This window comes from Streptomyces sp. NPDC050121 (genome assembly GCF_044460385.1).
Lineage (GTDB): Bacteria > Actinomycetota > Actinomycetes > Streptomycetales > Streptomycetaceae > Streptomyces > Streptomyces soliscabiei.
This window is the reverse complement of the sequence record NZ_JBITJV010000013.1, coordinates 154,356-180,934: the sequence shown is the minus strand read 5'-3', so window position 1 is coordinate 180,934 and position 26,579 is coordinate 154,356. Positions and strand designations below refer to the sequence as shown.

The following is a 26,579-nucleotide window of genomic DNA, read 5'->3' as shown; positions in this document are numbered from 1 at the left end:
GCGTGCGGCGGCCCGTACCGGGGTGGAGCGTGGGGGTGTGGGACGAGGCGACGGGGACCGGCGGGGCTGGCTGCGGGGCGCGCCGCCGCCCGGCTGGGTGCGGGCGTTGCCGCTGCTCCTGATCGCGGGCGTGTGCGTGGCCACGCTGATCAGCCCCGACCCGCTGGGCCTCGGCTTCGTGCTGGGCGCGATCCCGCCGCTGGCCGTGCTGTCCTACGGTCCGGTCGCGACGGGGGTGCTGGGCGCGGCCGTGGTGGTGATGCTGAACGTGCCCGCGTTCCAGCTCGACCAGCCGGGTCAGACCGATGTGCTGACGGTGTGTTTCGTCGCCGTGCTGAGCGTGTTCGTGGCGTTCGTGCGCCGGCGCCGGGACCTTCAGCTGGACATCGAGCGCACGATCGCCGAGGCCGCCCAGAACGCGCTGGTGCCGCCGGTGCCCGAGCGGGTCGGTCCGGTGCGCTGCGCGGGTCTGTACCGGGCGGCGCAGCGCGGGACGCTGGTCGGCGGCGACTTCTTCGACGTGCGCGTGAGCGCCCACGGGGTGCGGGCGGTGCTGGGCGATGTGCAGGGGCACGGGCTGGCGGCGGTGGCCACGGTGGCCTCGCTGCTCGGCGCGTTCCGGGAGGCGGTGCTCGACCAGCCGGCCCTGGAGGCGGTGGCCGCCCGCCTGGACCGGCGGCTGGCGGTGGACTCGGCGCGGGTCGCGCACGCGGAGCTGTTCGCGACGGCCGTCCTGCTGGAGTTCACCCCGGGCGCGGACGCCGTGCGCATCGTCGTCTGCGGGCATCCGGCGCCGGTGCTGCTGCGCGACGGCACGGCCACGGAAGTGGACGCCGTCCCGTGGACGCCGCTGGGGCTCGGCCTCATGGAGGACGCCCCGCTGACCGCTCTCGTCCTGCCGTTGCACCCCGGCGACCGCCTCTTTCTGGCCTCGGACGGCGTCTCGGAGGCCAGGGACGCCGACGGCGTCTTCTATCCGCTTCTCGACCGGCTGCCCTCCCTCGCCGCCGACGCCGACCCGGCGACGACGGCCGACCGTGTGTGGAACGACGTCCGGCGCCACTGCCCCGCCGTCCGCGACGACGTCACGATGCTCGTTCTCGCCCCGGTGCGGCCGCAGGGGCGCTGAGCCGCTCGGCGTCCCCCTCCGCGTCGATGTGCGGCAGCAGCCGGTCCAGCCATCGCGGCGTCCACCAGGCGTGTCTGCCCAGCAGCGTCATCACGGCGGGCACCATGAGCAGCCGTACGACGGTGGCGTCGATCAGCACGCTCACCGCGAGGCCCAGGCCCAGCATCTTGACCACGATGTTGTCGCTGACGATGAACGCCGCGAACACGCTCACCATGATCAGGGCCGCGCAGGTGATGACCCGGGCGGTGATCTCCAGGGCGTGGGCCACGGAGTCCTCGGCGTCGCCGGTGCGCAGCCAGGCCTCGTGGACGCGGGACAGGAGGAAGATCTCGTAGTCCATGCTCAGGCCGAAGATGATCGCGAACATCATCATCGGCACATAGCTCTCGATGGGCACGTCGCCGTGGACGCCCAGCGCGGGGCCGCCCCAGCCCCACTGGAAGACGGCGACGACGACACCGTAGGAGGCCGTGATCGACAGGACGTTGAGGACGGCGGCCTTCACGGCCACGAGGAGGCCGCGGAAGACGGCGAGGATGATCAGGAAGGCGAGCGCGACGACCACGCCGATGATCAGGGGGAGCCGGCTGGCGACGATGTCGCGGAAGTCGACCTGGGCTGCCGTGGTGCCGGTGACGTAGCCGTTGGCGTCGTAGCCGGAGACCGCGTCGGGGAGGGTGTGGTGAACGAGCCGGTTCGTCAGGTTCGTGGTGGTGGCGTCCTGCGGGGCCTGCGTGGAGTAGACGGTGCCGACGAGGACGTCGCCGTCCTCGGTGGCCGTCAGCGGGGTGACCGTGGCCGCGTCGGGGACGGCGCTCAGGATCTTCTGCGCCTGGGCCGAGAGGGCGGAGCGCTGGGCGGTGGGGACGGACGTCTGGTCGATGACGACCGTGAGGGGGCCGTTGGAGCCTGGCCCGAAGGCGTCGGTCATCAGGTCGTAGGCGCGCCGGTCGGTGAAGGACGTCGGGTCGGCGCCGTCGCCGATGTGGCCGAACTGGAGGGAGAAGGCGGGGATGGCGAGGATCGCGATGACGGCGACGCCCGCCCCGAGGTACTGCCAGGGCCTGCGCTCGACGCGTTTGGCGTAGCGGTGCCAGGTGCCGTGCGGGGTGGCGCCCGGTTCGGCGTCGGTCTCGGCGACCGGTCTGCGCACGTGGTAGCGGTCGATGCGGCGGCCGACGAGCCCGAGCAGGGCGGGTACGAGCGTGAGGGCGCCGGCGACGGCGGTGACGACCGTGACGGCGGCGGCGAGGCCGAGTTTGCCGATGAAGGACACCCCGGAGGCGTTCAGGCCGGCGAGGGCGATGATCACGGTGGTGCCGGAGACGAGGACGGCCCGTCCGCTGGTGGCGTTGGCGTGTCCGGCGGCCTGTGCCGGGTCGGCGCCGTCCATGAGGCTCTGGCGGTGCCGGGTGATCAGGAAGAGGGCGTAGTCGATGCCGACGCCCAGGCCGATCATGGTGGCGAGGGTCGGTGAGACGGTCGCAAAGGTGAAGACGGCGGCGAGCAGCCCGAGGCAGGCAACGCCGGCGACGACGCTCACCAGTGCGGTGACCAGGGGCAGGCCGGCGGCGATGACACTGCCGAAGCCGACGAGCAGGACGACGACGGCGACCGCGAAGCCGATCAGTTCGCTGATCCGGTCGTCGGCTCTGGGGCGGGCGAGTTCGCCGAGGGAGCCGCCGTACTCGACGTCGGCGCCGGCGGCCCGCAGCGGCTGGACGGCGGTGTCGACGCCGTGCAGGTAGCCGTCGCCCAGGGTTGAGGGCTGGACGTCGAAGCGGACCGTGATGTACCCGGTCCTTCCGTCGCCGGAGACGGGGCCGACCTTGGTCGGGGTCGGGGAGAGCGGGTTCTGGGCCGACAGCACATGAGGCAGTTTCTGCAGGTCGCCCACGGTGCCGGAGATCTGGGAGCTCAGTGCGGTCAGAGCCTGCTTGTCGTCGTGCAGGACGATCTGGCTGCTGAATCCGCCGGCCTGTGGGTCGTGCTCCTTCAGTACCTCCTGGCCCTTGTGGGACTGCACGTCCGACAGCTGGAAGTTGTCCTCGTAGGTCCCGCCGACGGCGCGGTCGATCACCTGGAGGGCGACCAGCGCCACGAGCCAGGCGACGATGACGATCGCACAGTGGCGGGCGCACCAGGCGCCGAGCCTTCGCAGTCCCCCGGGTCGCGGTTCCCCCGCGTCGGCAGCTTCCATGACCTGCGCCTTCCCTGCCGCGCGGATGCCGCGTGAACGGTTCGGACGCCCCACGGCCCATTAGACGCCAGCCCGATCACCCCGGCATCTCGGACGACGACCGGCGCTGCGCCCCTTCCGGATGCAGGGTGCGCGCCCAGGATGAATGGTGTTAGTGGACCCGATGTGCGCACCGGGCCGTCGCAGCCACCGGACCCGAGGAGCCAAGACCATGTCGACGTCACAGCCCGGCGCGTCCCGGCCGTCCCCGGACCGCGCCACCCCGGACAAGCTGCTCCACACCCGCACCGGCACCGAGGTGTCGCCGGAGGACATGGTCCTCGCCACCGGCCGGGACCTCACTCCGCGCAACCTCGAGTGGGCCCGGCGCAAGCTGGACGAGGAGGGCCCGAGCGCGATCGAGAAGCTGCTGCCGTAGGCCGGGCCCCGGCGACACTCTTTCGCGGCGGACCCTCGCACTGCCAGACTGCGGAGGGTGCCCGACTTCGACATGCTCGTCCTCGGATCAGGTCCCGGCGGTCAGAAGGCCGCCATCGCCGCGGCCAAACTGGGCCGCCGGGTCGCCGTCGTCGACCGCCCCGACATGGTCGGCGGGGTCTCCCTCCACACCGGCACCATTCCCTCCAAGACGCTGCGCGAGGCGGTGCTCTATCTCACCGGCCTCACCCAGCGCGACCTGTACGGACAGAGCTACCGGCTCAAGGAGGACATCACCGTCGGCGACCTGACGGCCCGCACCCAGCACGTGGTGGGGCGGGAGACCGACGTCATCCGCAGCCAGTTGTCCCGCAACCATGTCGCCCTGTTCGCCGGCACCGGCCGGTTCGTCGACCCCCACACGATCGCCCTGCGGGAGACCACCGGGCAGGAGCGGCTGATCAGCGCCGAGCACATCGTGATCGCCACCGGGACGCGGCCGGCGCGGCCGGACAGCGTGCAGTTCGACGGGCGGACCATCCTCGACTCCGACAACGTCCTGACCATCGAGCGGGTTCCGCGGTCGATGGTGATCGTGGGCGCCGGTGTGATCGGCATGGAGTACGCCAGCATGTTCGCCGCGCTGGGCAGCAGGGTGACGGTCGTGGAGAAGCGCGCCGGGATGCTCGACATGTGCGACGTCGAGGTCGTCGAGTCGCTCAGGTACCACCTGCGGGACCTGGCGGTGGCGTTCCGGTTCGGGGAGACGGTCGCCGCCGTGGAGCGGCATCCGCGGGGTGCGCTGACCGTGCTGGAGAGCGGCAAGAAGATCCCGGCGGACGCGGTGATGTACTCGGCGGGCCGGCAGGGCCTGTCCGATGAACTCGAGCTGGACAAGGCCGGGTTGGCGGCCGACCGGCGCGGCCGGATCGAGGTCGACGAGCACTACCGCACACCGGTCCCGCACATCTACGCCGTCGGTGACGTCATCGGTTTCCCTGCGCTCGCGGCGACCGCGATGGAGCAGGGCCGGGCGGCCGCGTACCACGCCTGCGGCGAGCCCGTCGGGCAGATGCACCACCTGCAGCCGATCGGCATCTACACCATCCCGGAGATCAGTTTCGTGGGGCGCACGGAGGACCAGCTCACCGAGGATCGGGTGCCGTTCGAGGTGGGCGTCGCCCGCTACCGGGAACTGGCCCGCGGGCAGATCATCGGGGACGCGCACGGCATGCTCAAGCTGCTGGTCTCGCCCGAGGACCGGACGTTGCTCGGCGTGCACTGCTTCGGCAGCGGGGCGACCGAGCTGATCCACATCGGCCAGTCCGTGATGGGCTGCGGCGGAACCGTCGACTACCTGGTCAACGCGGTGTTCAACTACCCGACGCTGGCGGAGTCGTACAAGGTCGCAGCTCTGGACGCCACCAATCGGCTACGGCAGTTGGACCGGATCGGCGACTGATCCGCGAGGCGCCGCCCGCGGGCCTCTCGCCGTCATGAACATTACCCATCCGCCAATCTTGAAAGCTCAAGCGTTAGGGCTATAGTCACTCGCACACTCGGTGTGACCGTCCGCCGACGCAGTGCTGGCACGGTACTCTCCGCGCGCTCTTCTCCGCCGACGTCTCCCGAGGTCCCCCTCTCGACGCGCGGCGGTGCTCCACGGCTCCACTGCTCCACTCCTCACCCCCCCATACGCCGCCGGGTGGTCCCCACCCGGGCGGCGTGCACGAAGGAAAGCAGCACAACCATGAGCAACAGCACGGGAAGAGGGCTCCAGGCGAATGTGCTGGGCACTTTCGACACGGTGGTGATGGCGGTCGCGGGCAGCGCCCCGGCGTACTCCATCGCCGCCACCACGGCGGTCCTGGCCGGCGCCGTGGGACTGGCCGGTCCGGCGGCGCTGCTGTACTGCGCGATACCCATGCTGGGCATCGCGCTGGCGTTCAGCCGGCTCAGCCGCATCGACGTCAACGCGGGGGCCAGTTACTCCTGGGTGGGGCGCACGCTCCACCCCTTCCTGGGCTTCATCAGCGGCTGGGCGCTGGTCATCTCGGCGACCATCTTCATGGTGGCGGGGTCGCTGCCGGCCGGGTCGATGACGCTCGCCCTGTTCGACGAGGGCCTCAGCGACAACACCGCGCTGGCGACCGTGGTCGGCGCCGCCTGGTTCCTGGTGATGCTGGCGGTGGTGCTGGGCGGGGCGCGGCTCACCGTGCGCGCGCAACTGATCATGTCCGGCGTGGAGCTGGCGATTCTGGCGCTGTTCGCGGTGCTCGCCGTCTTCCACACGGACAACGCGCTGCCGTTCGACTGGTCCTGGCTCGGGTTCAGCCACTTCCAAGGGGTGTCCGGGTTCGCGTCGGGCGCGCTGGTCGCCGCGTTCTACTACTGGGGCTGGGACGTCACCAGCAACCTCAGCGAGGAGACCCGCAACAGCCGCCGTACGACCGGTCTCGCGGGGCTGATCGGCGTCGGCATCGTCTTTCTGCTCTTCGAGGTCTTCACCATCGCGGTGAACGTCGTCCTCAGCTCGCAGCGGATCGAGGACAACGGGGCGAACGTGCTGGCGGCGCTGGGCGAGGAGGTGTGGCCGGGCTGGGGCGGCAAGCTGCTGATCGTGGCGGTGATGCTGTCGACCGTCGCCACCCTGGAGACCACCCTGATCCAGGTCACGCGCTCGCTGTTCGCGATGGGCCGCGACCGTACGATGCCGTCCGCGCTGGGCCGGGTGCACCGCACATGGAACACGCCCTGGGTGGCGATCGCCGTGGTGGGCGGCGTGGCGCTGGTGCTGTTCGTCGCCTCCAACGCGCTGGGCTCGGTGGGCGACATCCTGGCCGACGCGATCTCGGCGATCGGCCTGCAGATCGCCGTCTACTACGGGCTGGCGGGCCTGGCCGCGGTCGTCGCGTACCGCAGGACCCTGCTGAAATCCGTGTCCGACTTCCTCCTCGGCGGGCTGTGGCCGCTGTTCGGCGCCCTGTTCATGTTCTGGATCTTCGCGGAGTCGCTCGGTGAGCTGGACCCGGCGGCGGTCGCCATCGGCCTCGGCGGGCTCGCCGTGGGACTGGTGCCGATGCTCTGGTACTGGCGGGAGGGCAGCGACTACTACCGGCCCGCCCGGCTGGACGCCTCACGGACCGTGGAGGCCGGCTATGTGCCCGACGGGCATCAGGCCGGGCGGCCCACCGCCCATGAGGGTCTGTCCACCGACTTCTGAGAAGGAACCCGATGGCGCGGGACCGTTTCGCTCCCGATTTCGACCCCGACTGCGGGGACGCCCCTCTCTCCTCCACCCGGCACGACATCGTCATCGGCCGCTGGCAGGGGCTGCGGGACCTGCTGCGCGCGACCGGACCCGACTGGCTCGCCCGCGGTCACCGGGTCCGGCTCCTCGCCCAGGCCTGTGCGGGCAGTTCGACGGTGGAGACCTGGCTGGCCGCCGAGCCGCACAGCGCCGACGCGCTGGTGCTGCGGGCGGCCACCGAGACGGCCCGCGCGTTCAACCTGGCGATCAACGCGGGCCGGGGCATGCCGATCGACCAGACGCGGATCGACGCCGCGGTCCTGGCGTGTCTGGCGGCGGCCGAGGCGTACCTGGGCGATCCGACGCCGTGGACCTCGCTGATCTCGGTCGCCCGCCTCTACCCGGCCGGGGTACGCCGACAGGAACTGGCCCGCTGGTGGGACGAGTTGTACCAGCGGGACCCCTACAGCATGGAGGGTCACCTCCAGGTCCTGCACTACTACTCCGCCCGCTGGCACGGCTCGCACGGTCTGATGTACGACTTCGCCCGGGACGCGGCCGGCGTGGCCCCGCCGGGCTGCCCGCTGCCGGTGCTGGTGCAGTACGCGCGCGTGGAGGAGTTCCGTCACTCCCTCGACACCACGCAGGGCCGCTCCGCGTCGGTGGGTCTCGGCCAGCACTGGAACAACGACGGCGCCGTCAGCGACGTCCGCCGCACCTGGGACCGCTGGATCATGGGCCGCAAGGAGGACACCATCGCGCCGGGCGAGCTGCGCGACGTCAACTACCTGGCCCACGCGGCGTGTTCGGCGGGCGTGGCGGAGGTGGCGATGCCGCTGCTGGGACTCCTCGGCCGACGGGCGACACGCACTCCCTGGTCGTACACGGGAGACCCGACCCAGCAGATCGCGCGGTGGCGCAAGGAGTGGGGGGTACGCGACTGAGCGCAGGCACCCACATCGCGTCGGCTGCCGGGCCGAGCGTCCGTGACGGCGGCGGCGGTCCGTCAGGCGCGGTTCGGCGCCGGCTGCGGCTCGGCGAGTGGCGCTGCCGCGCGGCGGGGGAGCAGCAGCGGGGTCGCCAGCAGGAGCAGGCCGGCCAGGCCGATGGCCGTGCGCAGCCCGAGCAGACCGCCCAGGACGCCCCAGAGGGCCGTCAGGAGTGCGGTCGAGGCCTTGGTCGTCACCGCCCAGGCGGACAGGGTGCGGGCGACCCGGTCGGGTGCGGTGCGCTCCAGGCGACAGGTGGCGGAGACCGGGTTGAAGACTCCGCAGCAGAAGATGAGCCCGAGCTCGACGCCGATCACCAGCAGCAGACCGCCGGCGCCCGGCCCGAGGAAGGCCAGGCCGACGGGCCAGATCGCGCGCAGCGCCCCGACCACGACCAGCACCCGGTGCTGCCCGAACCGGGTGACGAGCGGCCGGGCCAGCCGCGAACCGAGCAGGCCGGCGATGGAGGGCGCGGCGAAGGCGAGGCCGTACTGCCACGGTGAGAACCCGAGCCGGCCGAGCATCAGGACGGCGAGCAGCGGCTGGGCGGCCATCACCAGGGCGTTGAACAAGGCGGTGTTGAAGAACAGCGGTCGCAGCGTCGCGTCGGCGAGGATGTACCGCCACCCGTCGAGCAGGTCGCGGGCCCGCATGCGTTCGGTCTCCCGGCGCTCGGGCCGCGGCTCGTCCCCGCCCATCGCGCGGATGCCCAGGGCCGAGAGGAGGTAGCTGACCGCGTCGGCCACCACCGTCGCCACCGGGCCGAGGAGCCCGATCGCCGCGCCGCCCAGCGGCGGTCCGATGATCGTGGTCGTCCAGGCCGTGGACTCCAGCCGGGCGCCCGCGACGAGCAGGTCCTCGGCCGGCAGCAGCGTCTTCAGGTACGCGCCGGAGGCGGCGCGGAAGGTGATGTCGGCCGCCGCGACGACGACCGAGACCAGCAGGAGCTGAAGGAAGGTGAGCACGCCGAGCGCGAACGCGGCGGGGACCGTCAGCAGCGCCGCGAACCGCACCAGGTCCATCGCGATCAGCACCGGCCGCTTACGGCGGAACTCCACCCACGGGCCGAGCGGCATCGCCACGGCCGCGCCCACCGCGGCCCCGACGCAGGACAGCGCGGCGACCTCGGCCGGTCCGGCGTGCAACACCTGGATGGCGATCAGCGGGAACGCGCCGAAGGCGAGCCAGGTGCCGAGCGCACTGGTCCCGTACGCTCCCCAGAGCCATCCGAACCGCCGCCCAAGCCGGTGCCCGCTTCTCATGCCCGCCGCCCCCCGCCACTCGCCCGCACAACCGATCCGCGATCGGATACATCAAAGCGAGCAGCGTACGTAGGGATCAAACAACCGCAGGACCTCCTGGCCACAACTGGTGGTTGTACCCCTAGGGTGGCGACATGGACCTCGACACCGTCCGGACGTTCGTCGCCGCCGCCGACGCGGGGCAGTTCCAGGAGGCCGCCGCCGAGCTGGCGGTCACCCAGCAGGCCGTCTCCAAGCGCATCGCCGCGCTGGAACGCACCCTCGGCGTGCGGCTGTTCACCCGCACCGCGCGCGGTGCCCAGCTCACCATCGACGGGCAGGCGTTCCTGCCCCACGCGCGCGAGCTGCTGCGCGTCGCCGAGCGCGCGGTCGCCTCCGTGCGTCCCGCCCGCCGTCCGCTGCGCGTCGACGTGATCGCCTCTCGCGTCGCGCCGTCGGGTCTGATGCGCGGCTTCCACCGCGCGCACCCCGAGATCGAGCTCGACGTGGTGTGGCTGTTCGACGTCGAGACGGCCGTCGCCGCCATCCGGTCCGGTGAGATCGACGCGTCCTTCCGTGCCGTCGCCATGCCGGGCCGTCCCCTCCCCGAGGACATCGAGTCCGTCCGTGTGCTCGACGAGCCGCTCCAGCTCCTGACCGGCCCCGCCCACGCGTTGGCGGGCGCCCGGTCGGTGACCCTCCCCCAGCTCGTCGGGCACCGGATCTGGATGCCCGGCATCGTCCCCGGAACCGAGTGGGCCGCCTACTACGACGACCTCGTCGCCGCGTTCGGCCTCACCATCGAGGCGACCGGCCCCAACTTCGGCTCCGACGCGCTCCTCGACACCGTCGCCGACACCCCGGCCCTGGCCACCTTCATCAGCGAGCAGACCCGCCTCGTCTGGCCCGCCGGCCACGGCCTGCGCCGCATCCCGGTGACCGGCCCCACCCCTGTCTACCCGCACTCGCTCCTCTGGCACCGCGACAACCCCCACCCGGCGCTGACCGCTCTCCGCGCCCACCTCGCCGCCACCGCGGCCGGCCACGACGCCGCCGGCATCTGGACGCCGGACTGGGTGATTCCCCGCTGAACGCCGCCACGTCGGTGGTAGGACGGGGCTGTGGTGGGCGCCGCGCGCCACAGCCGGCGCGCGGGCCGAACGAGGAACCGGGAGAGGGGAGTTGGGCACGGCGGCGGAGAACATCGACGATGTCGTGGACGGGCTTGCCGGGATCGTGCGGGAGGCCGGCCGCGCCGGTGACCGGGTGGGGTACTTCGCGGCGCTGTACCGGCAGGTGACGGTCCGGGTCCGGGCGGCCGTTCACGGTGGGCAGTTCGACGACGGCGCCCGAATGGACCGGTTCGACACGCACTTCGGCAACCGCTACTTCGACGCGTACGACGCCTGGCGTCGGGACCGGAGCGGGCCGCGTTGCTGGCGTGAGGCGTTCGGGCTGCTCGACGACGCCGACACCGTCATCGTCCAGCATCTGCTGCTCGGCGTGAACGCGCACATCAACCTCGACCTGGCCGTCGCCGCCGCCCGGACCAGCCCCGGCGAGGCCATCCACGAACTGCGGCGTGACTTTCTGCTGATCAACGACATCCTCGCCGGGGTGGTGCTGGCGGTGGAGGAGTCGGTCGGCGCCGTGTCGCCGCTCCTGTTCCTGCTGGATCGGGTCGGCGCCCGCACCGACGAGCGGATCCTCGACTTCAGCGTCCGTCAGTCCCGCGAGGAGGCGTGGTACAACGCCGTCCTGCTCGCCGGCCAGAGCGAGCGGGAGCGCGAGGCCACCATCGAGCGGCTCGACGTCCGGGCCGCCGTCCTCGCACGTCTGACAGCCCGGCCCAGCGGCCTCGTCCGGCCGGCCCTGGAGCTGATCCGGAGCACCGAGAGCGACGACGTGCCGGCCGTCATCGCTCATCTGGACGACGCCGTGGAGCGACCCTCCGCCCGGCAGGAGACGGCGTGAGGCCCGGCGGATCGCTCCGGGGTGTCACGCGGTGGCGTTCGGGCCGTCCGGGTTGTTTCGGCGCCGGTCGACCACCTCGCGGCTGAGCTGCTCCGTCTCCGACTCGGGCAGCCGCTCGAAGCCCTCCTCGGTGATGACCGAGACGATCGGGAAGATACGGCGGTTGAGGTCGGGGCCGCCGGTGGCGGAGTCGTCGTCGGCGGCGTCGTACAGCGCCTGGAGCGCGGCCAGCGCCGCCTCGCGCCGGGACATGCCGGCGCGGTACAGCTTCTTCAGCGACCCGCGGGCGTACGGGGAGCCGGAGCCCTCGGCGTGGAAGGGCGACTTCTCGTACAGGCCGCCGGCCACGTCGAAGCTGAAGATGCGGCCCCGGGCGCCCGGGGCGGCGGCGGTGTCGTAGCCGGCGAGGAGCGGGACGACGGCTAGACCCTGCATGGCCTGGTCGAGGTTCTGCCGGATCATCGTGGCCAGCCGGCGCGCCTTCGCGCCGAGGGTCATGGGGACGCCCTCGACCTTCTCGAAGTGCGTGAGCTCGACCTGGTACAGCTTCACCATGTCCAGGGCGAGTCCGACGCTGCCGGCGAAGGCGACGGCGGTGAGGTCGTCCGCCGGGTGCACCTTCTCCAGGTCGCGCTGCGCGATGAGGTTGCCCATGGTGGCCCGGCGGTCACCGGCGATCAGCACACCGTCGCGGTAGGCGAGGGCCAGCACGGTCGTGCCGTGCGGGAAGCTGTCCGGGGCGGCCCGGACACCGTCGGGGAACGGTCGGCGGGTGGGGAGCAGTTCGGGTCGGTGCGCCGCCAGGAAGTCACGGAAGGACGAGCCGCCCACCGTGAAGAACTCGTCCGCCGGCCGTCCCTCGGTTCCGCTCTGCACCATGCCGTTCCCCTCGCCGTCGCCTCCGACACCCCACTACCTACCTGCGCCGGACGGCCGGGAAACACATGTACGACGCACGGAGGCCGATGGCCGGAAGATGACGTCAGGCGGCCCGGTGCTCGCGCGCGATCGGTGCGATGTACAGGTCCAGGCGGCTTGTGTGACGGGCTTCCCAGGTACGGGCGTAGGCAGGGGGCATATCGCCCGGTCGGGTGAGCACGGCCGTGGGCATCCGGCGGGCGGTGCGCAGGATCGCCGCCTCGGTGGTGTCGGCGTCGTGGCCGCTCGTGCCGGCCGAGGCGCAGCCGGCGTAGAAGGCGACGGGGACGGCCTCGTGCCCGGTGAGCAGGCAGGGCGGACGGACGCCGAGCCGGTGCAGTTGCGCGGCGGCGCGGGTCCAGTCGCGGTGGCTCTTGGTGGTGCGGTCCACGGTGTGGTCCAGGACGGCGTACTGCACGGCCAGATGCCCGGCGAGCGCGAGCGCGGTCAGCGTCGCGACGATCGGACGCGGGCGGCCGTCCGGCCGGGTGACCAGGTGCAGCAGCGCGTCGGCGACCGGGATCGCGAGCAGTGCGTAGGCGGGCAGCAGGAAGCGGGGGGCGGCATAGCCGATCAGGAACAGGTAGGGGACGGCGGCCGTCGTGGCGCAGGTCAGCGGCAGCAGCGTGGGTGCGGTGCGCCGGGCTCGTACCGCGAGCACGAGTCCGGCGGCGGCGAGCGCCGGAAGGACGAACCACCAGGCCATGACCGCCGGATTCGGCAGGGATCCGGTGCACGGGCGGCACAGGGTGCGCCCGGCCAGCGCGCGCAGTTGGTCGTCCACGGCGACGTTCCAGCCCAGTCCGCCCTGGATACGGGAGGCGTCGGTCAGCCGCCGGCCGAGGCCGCCGTACGTGGTGTACGCCTCGATCACCCACTGTCCGGCGCCCGTCGCGAGTCCTGCCAGGAGCGGGAGCGCGACGCGCCGGTGGCGGACGGCTGCCAGGACGAGCAGCGGCAGCGACAGCCACACGGCGTCAGCGGGCCGCATCCATGCCATCAGCGAGCCGCTCGCGGCGACGCCCCACAGGGCGGCCCGGTCGGGGCGGGCGCGGGCCCGCAGGAAACAGCCGACGCAGGCCAGGCCGCCGAGGGCGACCCAGTAGTTGGGCATGGCCTGCGGCCCGTAGAACAGGGTCACCCACAGCGAGGCGAAGAGCGCGCCGGCGACAGCCACGACACGGGCCGGGAACAGTCCGCGCCACACGCGCAGGGCGAGATACAGGCCGAGGCCCGACGCGAGGGCCAGATAGATCCTCAGCAGCTCCGTCGACGTCGACCAGGACGTCACCGGCGCCACCAGCAGGGTGACCCCCCGGGCGCGTGGCGCGCTGAAGAAGGCCGGCGGCGCCTGGGCGGCGACCTGGCTGACGTACACCGTCTCGTCCCAGCCGAGGCCCATGCCCGGGCGGACCAGGAGCAGTTGGGCCAGGGTGAAGGCACCGGCCACCGCCGCGAGCAGCCGGTGGCCACGTGGTCGCCACGGGCTGCCGGGCCGGCTCGCCGGTACGCGCCGTCGCCTGCCCACGAGCAGGGCGTTCGCGCCGTTGACCATCGTCCGTCCCCTCGAACAACCGAATAACGAAAGAACAGAAAAACACGGACAAACTAACCCGCATCGCTCGGGGATGCAGGGTGGCGTACGCCCCTCGGCTTGCCCAGGGCTTGCCCAGGGCTTGCTCTCGGCTTGCTCTCGGCTTGCTCTCGCCTCGCCCTCGGCTTGAGTCGTGCGGGAAGGAGTGGTGCTCGTGCGCGATCAGCCGGCGGCCGCGCTCCTTGCGCAGGCCGAAGGTGAGCCGCAGCCGCAGCGAGGGGCACGCGGCGAGCTCTTGCGGCGTGCCGCAGCGCAGCAGGGCATGGGCGTAGGCGACGTCGTGGCCGGCGGTGACGTCGAGGGTGTCGATGTCGAAGCGGGCGCCCTGGGCCTGCCACACGAAGAACGGCGGCCAGGTCGCCCGGTAGGCGGCCAGACCCCGGATGCCCTCGTGGGGCGCCGGCACGTCGTACATCACGAGGTCGTCCGCGTGATGGTCGAGGACGGTGTCGAGGTCGCCCCGGTGGACGGCGTCGGCCCAGCGGGTGATCAGCGCGCGGATCTGTGTCTCGTCGTCGGACACGGTCGTCCTCCTCTCGCCCACGGGTCTCCTTCCAGGAGACTGCGACACTCTGCTGTGTGCTCACTTTCGACGACCTGCTCATACGCGCCCGCGCCCTCGCCGGGGACGGCCGCCGGCGCGCGCTCCTCGGCATCACCGGCAGCCCCGGCGCGGGCAAGACGACCTTCGCAGAGCGCCTGGTGCGGGAGCTGAACGGCGCCGGTGAGCCTTGGGTCGCGCATGTCCCGATGGACGGTTTCCACCTCGCCGACGTCGAACTGGACCGCCTCGGCCGCCGGGACCGCAAGGGCGCGCCCGACACCTTCGACGCGGCCGGGTACGCGGCCCTGCTGCGGCGGCTGCGGGAGGAGAGCGACGGCGACGAGGTCGTGTACGCGCCGGCCTTCGAGCGGGTCCTGGAGCAGCCGGTCGCCGGCGCGGTGCCGGTACCGCCGACGGCCCGGCTGATCGTGACGGAGGGCAACTACCTGCTGTTGGACACGGGCGCGTGGCAGCGGGTGCGGGCCGCGCTGGACGAGGTGTGGTTCTGCGCGGTCGCGGAGGACGAGCGCGTCCGGCGGCTGGTCGCCCGCCACGAGGAGTTCGGCAAGGGGCACGAGGAGGCGGTGGCCTGGGTCCTGGGCACCGACCAGCGCAATGCCGACCTGGTGGCGGCGACGCGGGACCGGGCGGATCTGGTGGTCACCCCGACTGCCACCGGCGCACGGTAGCGGAGGTTCGGGCTCTCCCTCTCCCCCGCCGCCGTCAGCGGCTGACCGCGCTGAGCGTCAGCTGCGGCTCGGCGTGCGCGTCGTCCGGTCCGAGGACGGCGGTGAAGGCGTCCGTGCGCACGGTCAGCCCCTGCTCGCCCCGCTCGACCGCCACCGTGAACGGCTCCTCGGTGCCGTACCGCACGGCGAACACATGCAGGTCGTCCGGTGCGTCGGCGACCGGCCCCGCCTCCAGGGCCGTCGAGCTGACCAGATGGCGCCACCCCTCGTCCGGGTTGCCGTAGCCGCGCGGGTCGGCGGCGAGGGCGAAGGCGGCCTGTTCCTGGGTGAGTTCGGCGCGGGCGTCGAAGTGCTCCGGCCCCGGTGCCTGCGGGTGTGTGAGCCGCAGGGCGCCCGCCGAGGAGACGGCCGCGTGCGCCGTACGCCGGACCCGGTCGCCGTCGTCCTCGGCGTACGGCAGGCCGGCCAGCAGGTACGGCGTGCCGTCGAGGCGTTCCACGGCGACGGCCGTCCACAGGGTGGCGCCGTCGGTGACGTACAGGGAGCGCACGTGGCGCAGGACGTGGTCGCGGCCCACGACCGGCTTGGTGACGAGCTTGGCGGTCAGGCCGTCGGCGCGGACGTCACGCACACGGACCTCGCCCATGGGGCGGCACAGCAGGAAGCCGTCGGTGACGGGTCCGAAGCCGTGCTGACGGCCCACGGCGGCGGGCAGGCAATACGTCCCGGCCGCCTCGATCACCGCCGGGGTCATCCGGTCGTCGAAGGCCACCGAGACCGTCCCGGACCGCAGTTGGTGGCGCGCGGTCCGGGAGGAGGGCTCGCGGTGCCAGGGCGTGGTGTCCTGGATCTGCCAGACCAGCATCCAAGCGAAGTGCCCGTCGACCCCGCCGTCGTCCTTCGCCGCGTGCCTGGCCCAGCGGCTGTCGCCCCGGTAGCGGCCCAGGTCGGCGCTGATCCGGGCGCCGAAGTAGCGCAGGCCGAGGACGGACTCGAAGGCGGAGTGCTGCTCGCTGTAGCGGGGGCCGCCGTTGTCGAAGCCGCCGCCGGTGAGGCGGGCGTCGATGTAGCGGGCGAGCGCGTCGCCGTCCTCGGCGAAGATCTCCTCACCGCTGATCCGGTGGGCCTGGGCGAGGAAGGAGAGGGAGATCGGGCCGTAGTTGTTGTCGTAGGCGCCGCCGTGCTCGGGGGGCAGCAGCGCGCCCCGGTCGGCGACCCGGTGGTCGCGGATCTTCTCGACGTACAGCTCGATCGCGCGGGCGCGGACCGACTCGCCTTCCTCCGGCGGGAGATGGCGGGCGAGCATCAGGCCGCCGACGACACAGCCGATCGCCTGGTTCCCGGCCTCCTGCGGGTTGAAGAAGGTCGCCTCGGTGAGCCAGCGCCAGTATCCGTGGGCCACGTCGAGGAGTTCGGCGCGCTGGGCGTCGTCGACCAGACCGTCGGCCGCGTCGAGCAGGTTCACCGCCTGGAGCAGCGCCCACACCGTACTCGGCCAGTCGCCGATCGGGTGGGCGCCGGCGACGAGGGTGTAACGGGCGTACGGCAGACCGGAGTTGCGGACCTTGAGGTTCGGGTAGCCGGGGTTGTCGTCGACGTAGACGCGCTCGCGCAAATGGAAGGCGAGGCTGCGGCGGACCGCCTCCGGCAGTCGGTCGTCCTTGGTGCGCTGCCAGGCGAAGGCGAGCAGTGAGGTGATGCCGAGGGAGGTGTCACCGATGTCGTCGTCGCAGTCGGGGTGTTCGAGGTTGCCCTCGGGGGTGAGGCGCGCGAGGGCAACCTCGGTGACGTCGGCGAGCACGGCGTCGTACGCCTCAGGGGTGTCCGGCAGGTCGTGCAGCGGGCCGAGCTGGCGTGGGAGGTGCAAGGAGATCAGCCCTTCATGCCTGAGAGGTGGCGCGCAGTGTGAGGGTCAGTGTCTGCGGCCCGTGCCCACCGAGGTAGACGCGGTTCCCGGTCGTCGCGTCGGTGCCGCCGGCCACGGTGTAGTCCTGCCCCGGGTCGTAGCGCAGTACGTCGCTCCGGTCCGGTCCCGCGAGCGGTTCGCCCGTCTCGACGGCGGCCTCGACCCGGATCTCGTCGTCGCCGACGCGGTAGGTCAGGGGCTCGGTCGTCATGCACCAGCGTCCGTCGCCCAGCGGTACGGCGCCCTGCGGCTCGCCGCCCGGGCGGAAGGTCAGTTCGAGGGCCCAGGGCACCGTTGGGCCGCTGATGTCGATCCGCAGGTCGGCCCCGTCCTCCCGCAGGTCGACCTCGACCCGGGTGGTGTGGGAGACCTCGTCCTGAGGGCGGTCCGGGAAGGCCATCGCCGCGGAGAAGCGGCCTTCGTCCACCAGGCGGTAGGCGCCGTCGTCGCGCCTGCGGTCCTTCGGGAGCGGCTGGTAGTAGGCGGTGGTGAGGGTCTGGGTGAGCCGGTACCGGTTGTCGGCGAGCTGTTCCATGTCGGCGGCGCGGAACGGGCCCAGGTCGAAGAACACCCGCGAGAGGCGGACCGCGTCGAGGACGGCGGCCCCGGCGAACATGCGCAGGAAGGTGGGGTTGCAGGCGAGGCCCGAGCGGATGCGCCGATGCTCGGGCACGTCGGAGCCGCCGTACACCACCGTGTGCGCGGTGTCCGAGGCGTGTGCGGCGAGGCGTGCGGTGGGGAGGTACCGGTCGCGCGGGAGCTGCTCCGCGTCCGGGGCCGGCAGGGCGCGGCACAGATCCGGCGTGAGGAGGATCTGGGCGAGCAGGTCGGGGTCGTGGATGCCGCCGGCGGCCGCCAGGCGGGCCGCGCGGGCGAAGTCGCCCCGGCCGGTGCGGATCGCGAGCAGCCGGTAGTGCGGCAGGTACGGCCACAGCGCGAACGGCAGCCTCTGGTCCTGGCGGCGCGAGTGGACGGTCTCCACCGTGCCGTCCGGCCTGATCAGGCCCAGGGTCGCGGTGAGGTTGCGTTCGACGGCATCCAGCAGGTCGGTACGCCCGAGCACCTCGGCCAGCAACAGCAGCGCCGGGTTGGTCACGATGGACGCGTAGACGGCGCTGCGTTCCGAGTACAGGCCCTCCGCGTCGATGTCGACGCCCTCGGCGAGCCACTCCTCGGCGCGGGCGAGCAGCCGGTCGTCGGGGAACGACCGGTGCAGCCGGGCCAGTGCCGCGGAAAGCTCCCAGCGGTGGTTGGGGGTGTGCACCCCACCGGTCAGGAGGCTTTCGGTGGCGGCGCCGGCGATTTCGGCGAGCGCCGCCGTGACGTCGGCCAGTTCGGGCCCCGCGCCCGCGGCGAGGACGTGCGCGTCGCACACGTCGTTGACGGTGAACGCGGAGTCCGGCGGCGACTGCACGTTGTCGCCGCCCGCGAAGAGGCCGGACGCCGTCTGCGCGGACCGCAGGGCACGCAGGTGGGTCAGCGCGGCGGCGACGGCCTGCTCGCTGCCGTGCAGGGCCGACTCCGGCGAGCGGTACGCCGCGACCAGGGTCTTCACCCGCCGGGCCAGGGCGCGGTGCGGCTCAATGAATTCCGCCGACGGGTCGGCCGACCCGTCGGCGGCGAGCGCCGCCGCGCGTACGAACTCGTGGTCGATCGGAGCGGGCAAGGTCAGTCCTTCAGACCGGCGTTGATGTCGGCGCCCATGACGTAGCGCTGGAAGACCAGGAAGATGGCGATCAGCGGGATCATGGAGATGACCGAGGCGCCGAGCAGTACCGACCAGTTGATGTTCTGCGCGCCGACGATGGACTGGATGCCGATCTGCACGGTGAACTTGTTGGGGTCGTTGAGCATCAGCAGCGGCCAGATGTAGTCGTTCCACCGCCACTGGAAGGACAGGATGGCGAGGGTCAGCATGATGGGCCGGGAGAGCGGCACCATGATCCGCAGGAAGATCGACAGTTCGCGGGCGCCGTCGATGCGTGCGGCTTCCACGAGTTCGTCGGGAACCGTCAGGAAGAACTGGCGGAACATGAAGCATCCGGTGGCGGTGAGCACCGCCGGGAGGATGATGCCGGCGAACGAGTTGTAGAGGCCGAGGTTGCGGACCACCAGGAACTCCGGGGCGAGCATGACCTCGCCGGGCAGCATCGTGGTGGCCAGGATGCAGAGGAAGAACGCCTTGAGCCAGCGGTTGTCGTACTTGGCCAGCGCGTACCCGGTGCAGCAGCTGACGCCCACCGTGAGGATCGTCGTGATGACGCACACGAGGGCGGTGTTGATGAAGTACTGGGAGAAGTTGGCGCTGTCCCAGGCCGCCTTGAAGCCCGACAGAGTGGGGTTGTGCGGAACCAGGGTCAGCGGATAGGAGAACAGGTCGCTGGCCGGCTTGAAGGAGCTGAGGATGAACCACAGCACCGGCAGCCCGTACAGGCACGCCATGATCCACAGCAGTGTCGTCGCGGACACCGCCTGCCGCAGTCCGCCGCTGCCCGTGCCGCGGGTGCGCTTCTTGGAAACGGCCCGTCCGGAACCGGCGTCGACCGGGCGCGGGATGTCGGTGGTTGTCATCGGTTCTCCACCCGTCGGTTGACGATCAGCTGGATGATCGCGACGGCCATCAGGATGAGCATGAGCACGAACGACGCGGCGCTCGCGTAGCCGATCTGGCCCCGTTTGAAGCCGGTCTCGTAGATGTACTGGACGAGCAGGTTGTTCGAGGTGCCGGGTCCGCCGTTGTTGAGGGCGACGAACACCGGGTACTCCTTCATCGCGTTGATCGTGTTGAGCAGGATGACGATGAACGAGGTGGGCGCGATGCTCGGCAGCGTGATGCTGAAGAACTGGCGCCACGGACCGGCGCCGTCGAGCGAGGCCGCCTCGTAGTACGACACCGGCACGTTCTTGATCGCCGCGATGAACAGCAGCATCGAGAAGCCCGTCCAGGTCCAGGACGCCGCCATCACCACCACGAGCAGCGAGAGGTCCGCGTTCGACTGCCAGGGGACGGCGCTTCCGCCGAGCTGCTCGATGAGGTAGTTGACCAGTCCGAAGTTCTCGCCGAACAGCCAGCGCCACAGGACGCCGACGACGATGGGCGACAGCAGCCACGGGATGAAGAAGATGACGCGGGCCACGGACGTGCCCTTGGCGTTCTTGCTGACCAGCAGGTTGGCAATAAGCAGCGAGGCCCCGAAGTTGAGCGGGACGAAGAGCACGGCGTACAGGAGCGTGCGGGTCAGCGCGCCGTAGAAGGCGGAGTCCCCGATCAGCTGGTGGTAGTTGTCCAGTCCGACGAAGCTGAACGCCCCCACGCCCGTGTAGTTCGTGAAGGAGTAGACGAACCCGATCACCGCCGGCCAGACGAAGAACAGCGAGAAGAGCACGACATTGGCCGCGATGAGGACGAGCGGCGCGAGGACGTAGCGGCTGCGTCGTCTCCTGGGCGGGCTCACGGACACGTCCGGGGCGTGTTTGGTCATCTTCCTGACTCCGTGCTGGTGGAAGGGATCTTCGTGGGCTCACGCCATGAGCCCGGCATCACGTGGGCGTCCAGGGCCGGGGGGGGGGGGTTCAGGTCCCGCCGCCCGGCCCTGTGGCCTACGATCCGGTGCCGACCTGCTGGTTGTAGCCGGCCACGATGTTCTCCAGGGCCTTGTCGGCCGACTGCTGGCCGTTGATCGCCTTGCCGAGCTCCGTCTTGGTCGGGTCCTCGGTGATGCTCTTGCCCTTCAGCACCCATTCCGTCTGGGCGCCGTTGAAGTAGCCGGAGATCGGGGCGTAGAGCGGGATCTCCTCGTTGTACAGCTTGAACGCCGCCTGCGCCGCCTCCGAGGTGAAGGGGTACTTCGGGTTCAGCCCGCTCTCGACCGGCAGGAAGCCGGACGTCTCGCACAGCACGCGGTAGTGGTCCGGCTCGTACAGCCAGGACATGAACTTGGTCGTGGCGGTGGCCGCGTCGCCGTTGTTGTTGAAGCCGACCATCATGCCGCCGGCGTTGACGTCGGAGGCCTGCACCGGCTGGGCGGGGGTCGGGACGCTCGCCCACTCGAACTTCTTGATGCTCTCGGCGAAGGAGGCGACCTGCCACACGCCGGACCAGTAGGCGACCACGTCACCGCTCTGGAACATCGCCGACGGGTCGGCGCCGCTGGTCCACACCGACTTCGGCATGGTCTTGTCGTCGTTCCAGCCGACGAAGGTGTTCACGGCCTTCTTGGTCGCGTCGTCCACCGAGAACTTGCCGGAGTCGTCCGCGTGGACGTACTTGCCGCCCATCTCGTACACCATGGCACGGAGCCGGGACGGCGACTGGTCGAAGGTGAGGGAGTACTTGGCCTTGGTCTTCTCGCGGACCGTGTTCGCCGCCTCGATGAAGTCGGTCCAGGTCCAGGTCTTCTGGGGCGAGGTCGGGAAGGCAACGCCGGCCCTCTCGAAGAGCGACTTGTTGATGTACAGGCCGGACGCGGTGACGTCCGAGGGGATGGCAAGCACCTTCCCGGAGGAGTCCTTCGCGATGAAGTTCGCGTTGATCTTGTTGGTCTTGTTCTCGGCGATGGACTTGAGGTCGATCAGCTTGGCCGACCAGATCGGGTCCAGCGACGGCACGGCCGCCACGTCGGGCAGGGAGTTCGCCTGCGCGGCGTTCTTCAGCTTCGTCGTGTAGCCGTCGTAGGGGATGTTGACGAGCTTGACGTCGACGCCCTGTTCCTTCTTGTACTGCGCCACCAGCTTCTTCCAGCCCGCGTCCTGCCCCGGAACCGTGGAGATCCAGAACGTCAGCGACTTCGAGGTCCCGCCCGAGTCGGATCCCGACCCGCAGGCCGAGAGCAGAAGGACACCTGCCGTGGCCACGGCAGCGAGGGGAACCACCCGGCGTATGCCGCCGCGGCCGAGTCGGCGGGAGCGCCGCACACCCACACTGGTCATTTTCGATCCCTTTTCGTCGTACTGGACGGAGCACGGCGCCAGCCGAGGCGGCACGGGTGCATTTTGCAGGAGATTTCGCTTTCCGGGGGCGCGGCCTCGCCCGGCCGCGTCGCCTTCACGGGTGGGATCCCCGGCCATGAGGGCCGTCGTCGCACAAGCACGCCCTCGTGCGGCTGCCGTACTTCGAGTACGGGCGGGAAGCTACCCCGAGTCGGCGTCCCGGCCGACTTAGAAAGCGCTTGTCCGGACATTGGCAGACCGAGTCGGAGGCCGTCAATCCTTAGCCCGCGCGGTCTCGGTCACGGTTTGGACTCCCCGGGCGACCGCGAGCCGCGCGGCGCCCACGACGGTGCCGGAATCCCCGACCGTGCTGCTGACCACCTCGGTGGGCCAGCTCAGCCGTGCGAGCTCGGCCCGCACGCCGGGCAGGAGCTGCGGATCCGCGCCGGTGCTGCCTCCGAGCACGATGAGCCCCGGGTCCAGGACCGCCGTCACGGCGGCGGCGAGCCGGCCCACGTCCACGGCATGGCGGCCGACGACGGCGCCGGCTGTGGCTCTGCCCTCGCCCGCGAGGGCGAAGAGCCGCTCGGTGGTGCGCGGGCACGGCCCGTCCGCGGCCTCCCAGGCCTCCCTGGCCCGGCGCAGCAGGGAGCGGGCGCCGATGTACTCCTCCAGGGCCTCCTGGCGCGGCTCACGGCCGTCGTCCCAGGGATAGGGCAGCCGGGCCAGCTCTCCGGCGGCCCCGTTCGACCCGCGCAGCACCTGGCCGCCGACGACGATGCCGAGGCCGATGCCCACACCGATCCGCAGATAGCCGAAGGTGTGGCGGCCCCGGGCGGCGCCCTCGTGCAGTTCGGCCAGGGCCGCGCAGTTGACGTTGTTCTCCAGGTGGACGGGCACGCCCGGCGGCAGCGCGACGGCCATGGCGTCGAAGACCGGGCCCGCCTTGGCGGTCGCGGGACGCATCCCGCTGCCCTGCCGGTCCCGCGCGGCGACATCGCCGACGGCTACGACGATGGAGCGCAGCGGTACGCCGTGGGGCAGCGCGTCGAGCGCCTCGCGCACCGCGTCGGCGGCGTCCTCGCGGGAGGCGGTGGCCTCGGCGAGCAGCGCGCCGTCCAGGGCGCAACCCCGGACCCGGGTGAGGGCCGGGCCGAGGTCCACGGCCAGCACGGCCCCGGCGGCCGGCCCGAGGCAGTAGACGGCGGCGGAGCGGCCGGTGCCGCTGGAGGCGGTCCCGGAGTGCGCGGCGAGCCGGGCGGCCTGAAGTTCCGCCACGGCGGAGGACACCGTCGGCTTGGACAGTCCCGCGAGGCTCGCGAGCTGGGGCCGGGTCGCGCTGCCCGCCTGGGCCAGCACGGCAAATACGGCGCTCGCGCTCTCGGTCAGGCGGGGGGCCTCCACCACGTCGAGTTCCACAGTTTCCCCCACACGGGTACAGGGCCGCGCGGCCCGCCGATCGGCTCGGCGGGCTGCGGCGATGGGATGCTCCGACGTCGCGCGTTCCCGCCCCGCGGCGGCCCGGACGGGCCTCCCGGTGGTCGAGTGCGCGATTCCTCTTGACGCACTGTACTTCGTTAGTTAACTTCCTAACGAACTTCACGGTATACGCCTGCCGTGTTCGTCAGAAGCCCGTCCCGGGGCTTCCCTAGTTCGCTCAAGCATGCATCCAGGCCCGACCATCCTTCGGTCACGGTTCGCCCGCCGTCGCAGCTCAACGCATCGACGAAAGAGGATCCGTGCAGGACTCTCCCCCTTCGCGCCCCCTTGTGGTCGGCATCGACGTGGGCGGTACCAAGACGCACCTGCGCGCCACCGCGGGCGACGACGTCGTGTCCGACCACGTCCGTGCCAGCAGCGGCTGGCGACCGCACGACCCGGCCGCCGCCGCACACTGGCTGGCCGCCCTCCTCCGTGAGGCGCTGCCCGAGGCCGCGCACCCCGCCGCGCTCGCGGTGGGGGCGCACGCCTGCGAGACCCCCCTCCAATGCGCACGGATCCGGGTCGCGCTTCAGGAACTGCTCGGCGTTCCCACCTACCTCGTGGGGGACGCCGAGTTGCTCGTTCCCGCGGCCGGGCTGGACAAGGGCGTCGGCCTCGTCGCCGGCACCGGTTCGGTGGCCGTGGGCCGGCTGCCCGACGGGGCGCCCGTCCAGGTGGGCGGCTGGGGCGCGGTCCTCGGCGACGAGGGCGGCGCCGCCGGCCTGGTCCGCGAGGCGGCCCGGGCGGTGTGGGCCGCGCACGACCGGGGCGAGGAACCCGACGCCCTCGCGCGCGGCCTGGTCGCCTCCTTCGGCGTGCCCGAGGTCCCGGCGCTCGGCGCGGCCCTGGAGAGCGCCACGGACGTCTCCGCCGAGTGGGGACGGCGCGCCCCCGTCGTCTTCGCGGCCGCCGCCGAGGGCTCCGCGCTCGCCCGGACCGTGATCGCCGAGGCAGGCGCCGCGCTCGCCGCGCTCGTCGGCCGGCTCGCCGCACGCGGGGTCCCGGTCGACGACGTGGTCGTGGCGGGCGGCACGGTGCTCGGCCAGCCGGTGCTGTACGAAGCGTTCGCCGCGGCCCTCGCCGACGCCGTACCGGGGGCCCGGCCGCAGCCGCTCACCGCGGCGCCGGTCGAGGGCGCGGTGGCGCTGGCGCGTTCACTTCTGTGAGCCGCCGATCTCACGTTCACCTGCACGCCATGTACCGGTCGCCGGGCCATCGCAGAAGAGACACAGCCCGGCCGTAGATCTTCGCTCGTACGCGTCGTCCGGCTCACAGGTCAACAGAAGGCGTACGAGCCGCACATGATCGCACCTCCCCTCTGGCCTCACGGCCGCAGAACTCAAGAGAGGTACACCCATGCCGTCATCCGCCGGGCTCAGCTCCCCCTCGGCCGTGAACAGAAGGCGCTTCCTGAAGGTCTCCTTCGGTGGCTCCGCGGCCCTGGTCGCGTCCCCGACGCTGGTCTCCTGGCTGGCCGCCGCCGACGCCAAGGCCGCCACCGCGCCGCTGCCGTTCGTCGACGACTACAAGACGAACCTGGTCGCCAACTCCACGCCCGAGACCAACGCGGCGGTGCGCATCCTCAGCGGCTTCGCGCAGGTGTGGAAGACCGGCTCCGCCTGGAACACCGGCAGTCCGCTGCGCCCGGAGACACTCCGCGCCAACATGCGCTACTGCGCCGCGATCACCGGGGCGCGCACGGAGGCGCAGGGCAAGAAGGCGTTCGTCTACGACCGCCAGCACCAGAGCTACGCGATGATCGCCGGCCTGGGCCCCCTGGCGGACCTGTACAAGGCCGGAGCCAAGGCGGTCACCTCGATCACCAGCGCGCCGGACACCACCCCCGCCACCAAGATCGACGACGCCGTGCCCGCCGGCGCGCCCGCCGGCTCCACGCTCGGCGCCGGCTCGTACACCTCCGACCTGGGCCTGGTCGCCAAACTGGTGGACACCGTCCGCGGCCCGTTCGCCTCCGGTAACCCGAGCAAGTACGCCTTCCAGTACCCGCGGCCCTGGCGCATGAACGAGAACAGTCAGGTCGTCGACACCGGGAAGACCGACACGCTCGGCTTCCCGGTGTACGACTCGAGGGTGGTCGTGGTGCCGCAGCTGCTGCGCCAGCGCAGCACCTCCCCCACGGACGACGGCGGTTTCCCGAGCGGCCACACCAACGCGTTCCACCTGGCGTCGCTGGCATACGCGTACGCCGTCCCGGAGCGGTTCCAGGAGCTGGTGACGCGCGCCCTCGAGCTCAGCCACACCCGGATCGTCTCCGGCATGCACTCCCCTGTCGACGTGATCGGCGGCCGCGTCCTCGCCACCGCGCTCGCCGCCGCCACGCTCGCCGACCCGGCCAACGCCGACCTCAAAGCGGCCGCCCGTGCCCAGGCCCTGGCCTACTTCACCGAGAAGACCGGCACCACGCCCGACACGCTGTACTCCTACGCGCACTCCGACGCCTCCGACGAGTACGCCGACCGGGAGGCCAACGCCCGCGCCGTCCGGCCGCGGCTGACCTACGTCCTCACCCGGCAGGGCGGCAACAAGCCCCTCACCGTGCCCAAGGGCGCCGAGGTGCTGCTGGAGACCCGGCAGCCGTACCTCACCGCGGCCCAGCGCCGTGAGGTGCTGCGCACGACCGCGCTGCCCTCCGGGTACGTCCTGCTGGACGGCTTCGAGCAGTGGGGCCGGATCAACCTGTTCGCGGCGGCGGACGGTTACGGCGCCTTCGACTCCGACGTCACGGTCACCCTGGACGCGTCCAAGGGCGGCTTCCAGGCGGCCGACGCCTGGCGCAACGACATCGAGGGCGAGGGCTCTCTGACCAAGCGCGGCTCCGGCACGCTGACCCTGACCGGGCACAACCGCTACCACGGCGGCACCGTGCTGGAGGAGGGCGTGCTCGTCGCCGGGCACGCCGATGCCCTCGGTCAGGGCGATGTGCGGCTGGCCGGCGGCACGCTGCGCGCGGGCGCGCCGGTGCGGGTGCGCGGCGCGTGGGCCCAGGAGTCCGGCGCGGTGCTGGATCTGACGCTGCGTGGACACCACGGGGCCGTCCTCACCGTGTCCGGGCGGGTCCGGCTCGACCGGGGCTCGGTGCTGAAGCTGCGCCTCGACGCCGAAAAGCCGCCGGCCGCGGGGACGACCGTCCCGGTGATCGACGCCTGCGCGCTGCGCGGTCAGTTCGACCGCGTCGAGCTGAACTCCGACCGCCTGCGGGCCGTACCCGTGTACACGGCAGACGGTCTGTCGGTACGACTCCTGAAGCGGTAGGGCCCCGAGTGGCGGGAGCTGATGCAGAGTGGGCCCATGAG

General features: G+C 71.9%; 20 protein-coding genes and 1 pseudogene. 10 read left to right on the top strand and 11 right to left on the bottom strand.

What is annotated here, in order from left to right; genetic code table 11:
• The first annotated feature begins 37 nt into the window (after positions 1 to 37).
• Positions 38 to 1,129 carry a PP2C family protein-serine/threonine phosphatase gene (locus tag ACIBTS_RS21545; protein WP_399321292.1) on the top strand — a complete coding sequence of 364 codons (1,092 nt, stop codon included), beginning with the start codon at positions 38 to 40 and terminating at the stop codon, positions 1,127 to 1,129.
• On the opposite strand, the gene ACIBTS_RS21540 is transcribed toward ACIBTS_RS21545, so the two are convergent.
• Positions 1,086 to 3,332 (bottom strand): MMPL family transporter, encoded by a 2,247-nt coding sequence (locus ACIBTS_RS21540; RefSeq protein WP_399321290.1) that lies wholly within the window; start codon positions 3,330 to 3,332, stop codon positions 1,086 to 1,088. The two genes, ACIBTS_RS21545 and ACIBTS_RS21540, sit on opposite strands and share 44 nt — an antisense overlap.
• A 211-nt stretch (positions 3,333 to 3,543) precedes the next feature.
• Here ACIBTS_RS21540 and ACIBTS_RS21535 point away from each other — a divergent pair, with 211 nt between their 5' ends.
• The 4 genes from ACIBTS_RS21535 to ACIBTS_RS21520 all read left to right on the top strand — a co-directional run bounded on the left by ACIBTS_RS21535 (position 3,544) and on the right by ACIBTS_RS21520 (position 7,943).
• The gene (locus ACIBTS_RS21535) at positions 3,544 to 3,750 is read left to right on the top strand and encodes a hypothetical protein (protein WP_079657853.1); all 207 of its coding nucleotides are present in this window, start codon (positions 3,544 to 3,546) and stop codon (positions 3,748 to 3,750) included.
• Positions 3,751 to 3,807: 57 nt separating this feature from the next.
• Complete coding sequence (gene sthA, locus ACIBTS_RS21530) at positions 3,808 to 5,211, top strand: Si-specific NAD(P)(+) transhydrogenase (RefSeq protein ID WP_399321289.1); 1,404 nt, start codon at positions 3,808 to 3,810, stop codon at positions 5,209 to 5,211.
• Between the two features lie 288 nt (positions 5,212 to 5,499).
• Positions 5,500 to 6,972: an APC family permease gene (locus ACIBTS_RS21525; protein WP_399321288.1), complete on the top strand. Its 1,473-nt coding sequence runs from the start codon at positions 5,500 to 5,502 to the stop codon at positions 6,970 to 6,972.
• 11 nt (positions 6,973 to 6,983) lie between these two features.
• The gene (locus tag ACIBTS_RS21520; RefSeq protein WP_399321286.1) at positions 6,984 to 7,943 is read left to right on the top strand and encodes a hypothetical protein; all 960 of its coding nucleotides are present in this window, start codon (positions 6,984 to 6,986) and stop codon (positions 7,941 to 7,943) included.
• A 62-nt stretch (positions 7,944 to 8,005) separates the two neighbouring features.
• Here ACIBTS_RS21520 and ACIBTS_RS21515 read toward each other — a convergent pair whose 3' ends face one another.
• Entirely contained in the window at positions 8,006 to 9,250 is a 1,245-nt protein-coding gene (locus tag ACIBTS_RS21515) for an MFS transporter (RefSeq protein ID WP_399321284.1), read from the bottom strand.
• A 134-nt stretch (positions 9,251 to 9,384) separates the two neighbouring features.
• Between ACIBTS_RS21515 and ACIBTS_RS21510 the strand changes: the two genes are divergently transcribed.
• Together ACIBTS_RS21510 and ACIBTS_RS21505 are read left to right on the top strand one after the other, a co-directional pair.
• Positions 9,385 to 10,320 (top strand): LysR family transcriptional regulator, encoded by a 936-nt coding sequence (locus ACIBTS_RS21510; RefSeq protein ID WP_399321282.1) that lies wholly within the window; start codon positions 9,385 to 9,387, stop codon positions 10,318 to 10,320.
• 91 nt (positions 10,321 to 10,411) lie between these two features.
• Positions 10,412 to 11,203: a DUF5995 family protein gene (locus tag ACIBTS_RS21505; protein WP_399321281.1), complete on the top strand. Its 792-nt coding sequence runs from the start codon at positions 10,412 to 10,414 to the stop codon at positions 11,201 to 11,203.
• A gap of 24 nt (positions 11,204 to 11,227) precedes the next feature.
• Here ACIBTS_RS21505 and prcB read toward each other — a convergent pair whose 3' ends face one another.
• The 3 genes and pseudogenes from prcB to ACIBTS_RS21490 all read right to left on the bottom strand — a co-directional run.
• Positions 11,228 to 12,082: a proteasome subunit beta gene (prcB, locus tag ACIBTS_RS21500; RefSeq protein ID WP_399321279.1), complete on the bottom strand. Its 855-nt coding sequence runs from the start codon at positions 12,080 to 12,082 to the stop codon at positions 11,228 to 11,230.
• A gap of 103 nt (positions 12,083 to 12,185) precedes the next feature.
• Positions 12,186 to 13,676 (bottom strand): hypothetical protein, encoded by a 1,491-nt coding sequence (locus ACIBTS_RS21495; protein WP_399321278.1) that lies wholly within the window; start codon positions 13,674 to 13,676, stop codon positions 12,186 to 12,188.
• 169 nt (positions 13,677 to 13,845) lie between these two features.
• Positions 13,846 to 14,238, bottom strand: a pseudogene (locus ACIBTS_RS21490) (YybH family protein); the annotation flags it as partial.
• 56 nt (positions 14,239 to 14,294) lie between these two features.
• Here ACIBTS_RS21490 and ACIBTS_RS21485 point away from each other — a divergent pair.
• A complete protein-coding gene (locus ACIBTS_RS21485; protein ID WP_399321277.1) occupies positions 14,295 to 14,948 on the top strand; it encodes a nucleoside/nucleotide kinase family protein in 654 nt (217 codons plus the stop codon).
• 34 nt (positions 14,949 to 14,982) lie between these two features.
• Here the strand turns inward: ACIBTS_RS21485 and ACIBTS_RS21480 are convergent, their stop codons facing one another.
• The 6 genes from ACIBTS_RS21480 to ACIBTS_RS21455 all read right to left on the bottom strand — a co-directional run bounded on the left by ACIBTS_RS21480 (position 14,983) and on the right by ACIBTS_RS21455 (position 23,190).
• Positions 14,983 to 16,815: a hypothetical protein gene (locus ACIBTS_RS21480; protein ID WP_399321275.1), complete on the bottom strand. Its 1,833-nt coding sequence runs from the start codon at positions 16,813 to 16,815 to the stop codon at positions 14,983 to 14,985.
• Between the two features lie 13 nt (positions 16,816 to 16,828).
• The gene (locus ACIBTS_RS21475) at positions 16,829 to 18,520 is read right to left on the bottom strand and encodes a hypothetical protein (RefSeq protein ID WP_399321274.1); all 1,692 of its coding nucleotides are present in this window, start codon (positions 18,518 to 18,520) and stop codon (positions 16,829 to 16,831) included.
• Between the two features lie 2 nt (positions 18,521 to 18,522).
• Positions 18,523 to 19,425 carry a carbohydrate ABC transporter permease gene (locus tag ACIBTS_RS21470; protein WP_399321272.1) on the bottom strand — a complete coding sequence of 301 codons (903 nt, stop codon included), beginning with the start codon at positions 19,423 to 19,425 and terminating at the stop codon, positions 18,523 to 18,525.
• Positions 19,422 to 20,336 (bottom strand): sugar ABC transporter permease, encoded by a 915-nt coding sequence (locus tag ACIBTS_RS21465; protein ID WP_319670177.1) that lies wholly within the window; start codon positions 20,334 to 20,336, stop codon positions 19,422 to 19,424. Before ACIBTS_RS21465 ends, ACIBTS_RS21470 begins: the two co-directional genes overlap by 4 nt.
• A 118-nt stretch (positions 20,337 to 20,454) precedes the next feature.
• Positions 20,455 to 21,783, bottom strand: a complete 1,329-nt coding sequence (locus tag ACIBTS_RS21460) for an extracellular solute-binding protein (protein ID WP_399321270.1) — start codon at positions 21,781 to 21,783, stop codon at positions 20,455 to 20,457.
• Positions 21,784 to 22,056: 273 nt separating this feature from the next.
• Entirely contained in the window at positions 22,057 to 23,190 is a 1,134-nt protein-coding gene (locus ACIBTS_RS21455; protein ID WP_399321408.1) for an ROK family transcriptional regulator, read from the bottom strand.
• Positions 23,191 to 23,522: 332 nt separating this feature from the next.
• Here ACIBTS_RS21455 and ACIBTS_RS21450 point away from each other — a divergent pair, with 332 nt between their 5' ends.
• Positions 23,523 to 24,431 (top strand): BadF/BadG/BcrA/BcrD ATPase family protein, encoded by a 909-nt coding sequence (locus ACIBTS_RS21450; RefSeq protein ID WP_399321268.1) that lies wholly within the window; start codon positions 23,523 to 23,525, stop codon positions 24,429 to 24,431.
• A 190-nt stretch (positions 24,432 to 24,621) separates the two neighbouring features.
• Entirely contained in the window at positions 24,622 to 26,538 is a 1,917-nt protein-coding gene (locus tag ACIBTS_RS21445; protein ID WP_399321266.1) for a phosphatase PAP2 family protein, read from the top strand.
• Positions 26,539 to 26,579 lie beyond the last annotated feature (41 nt).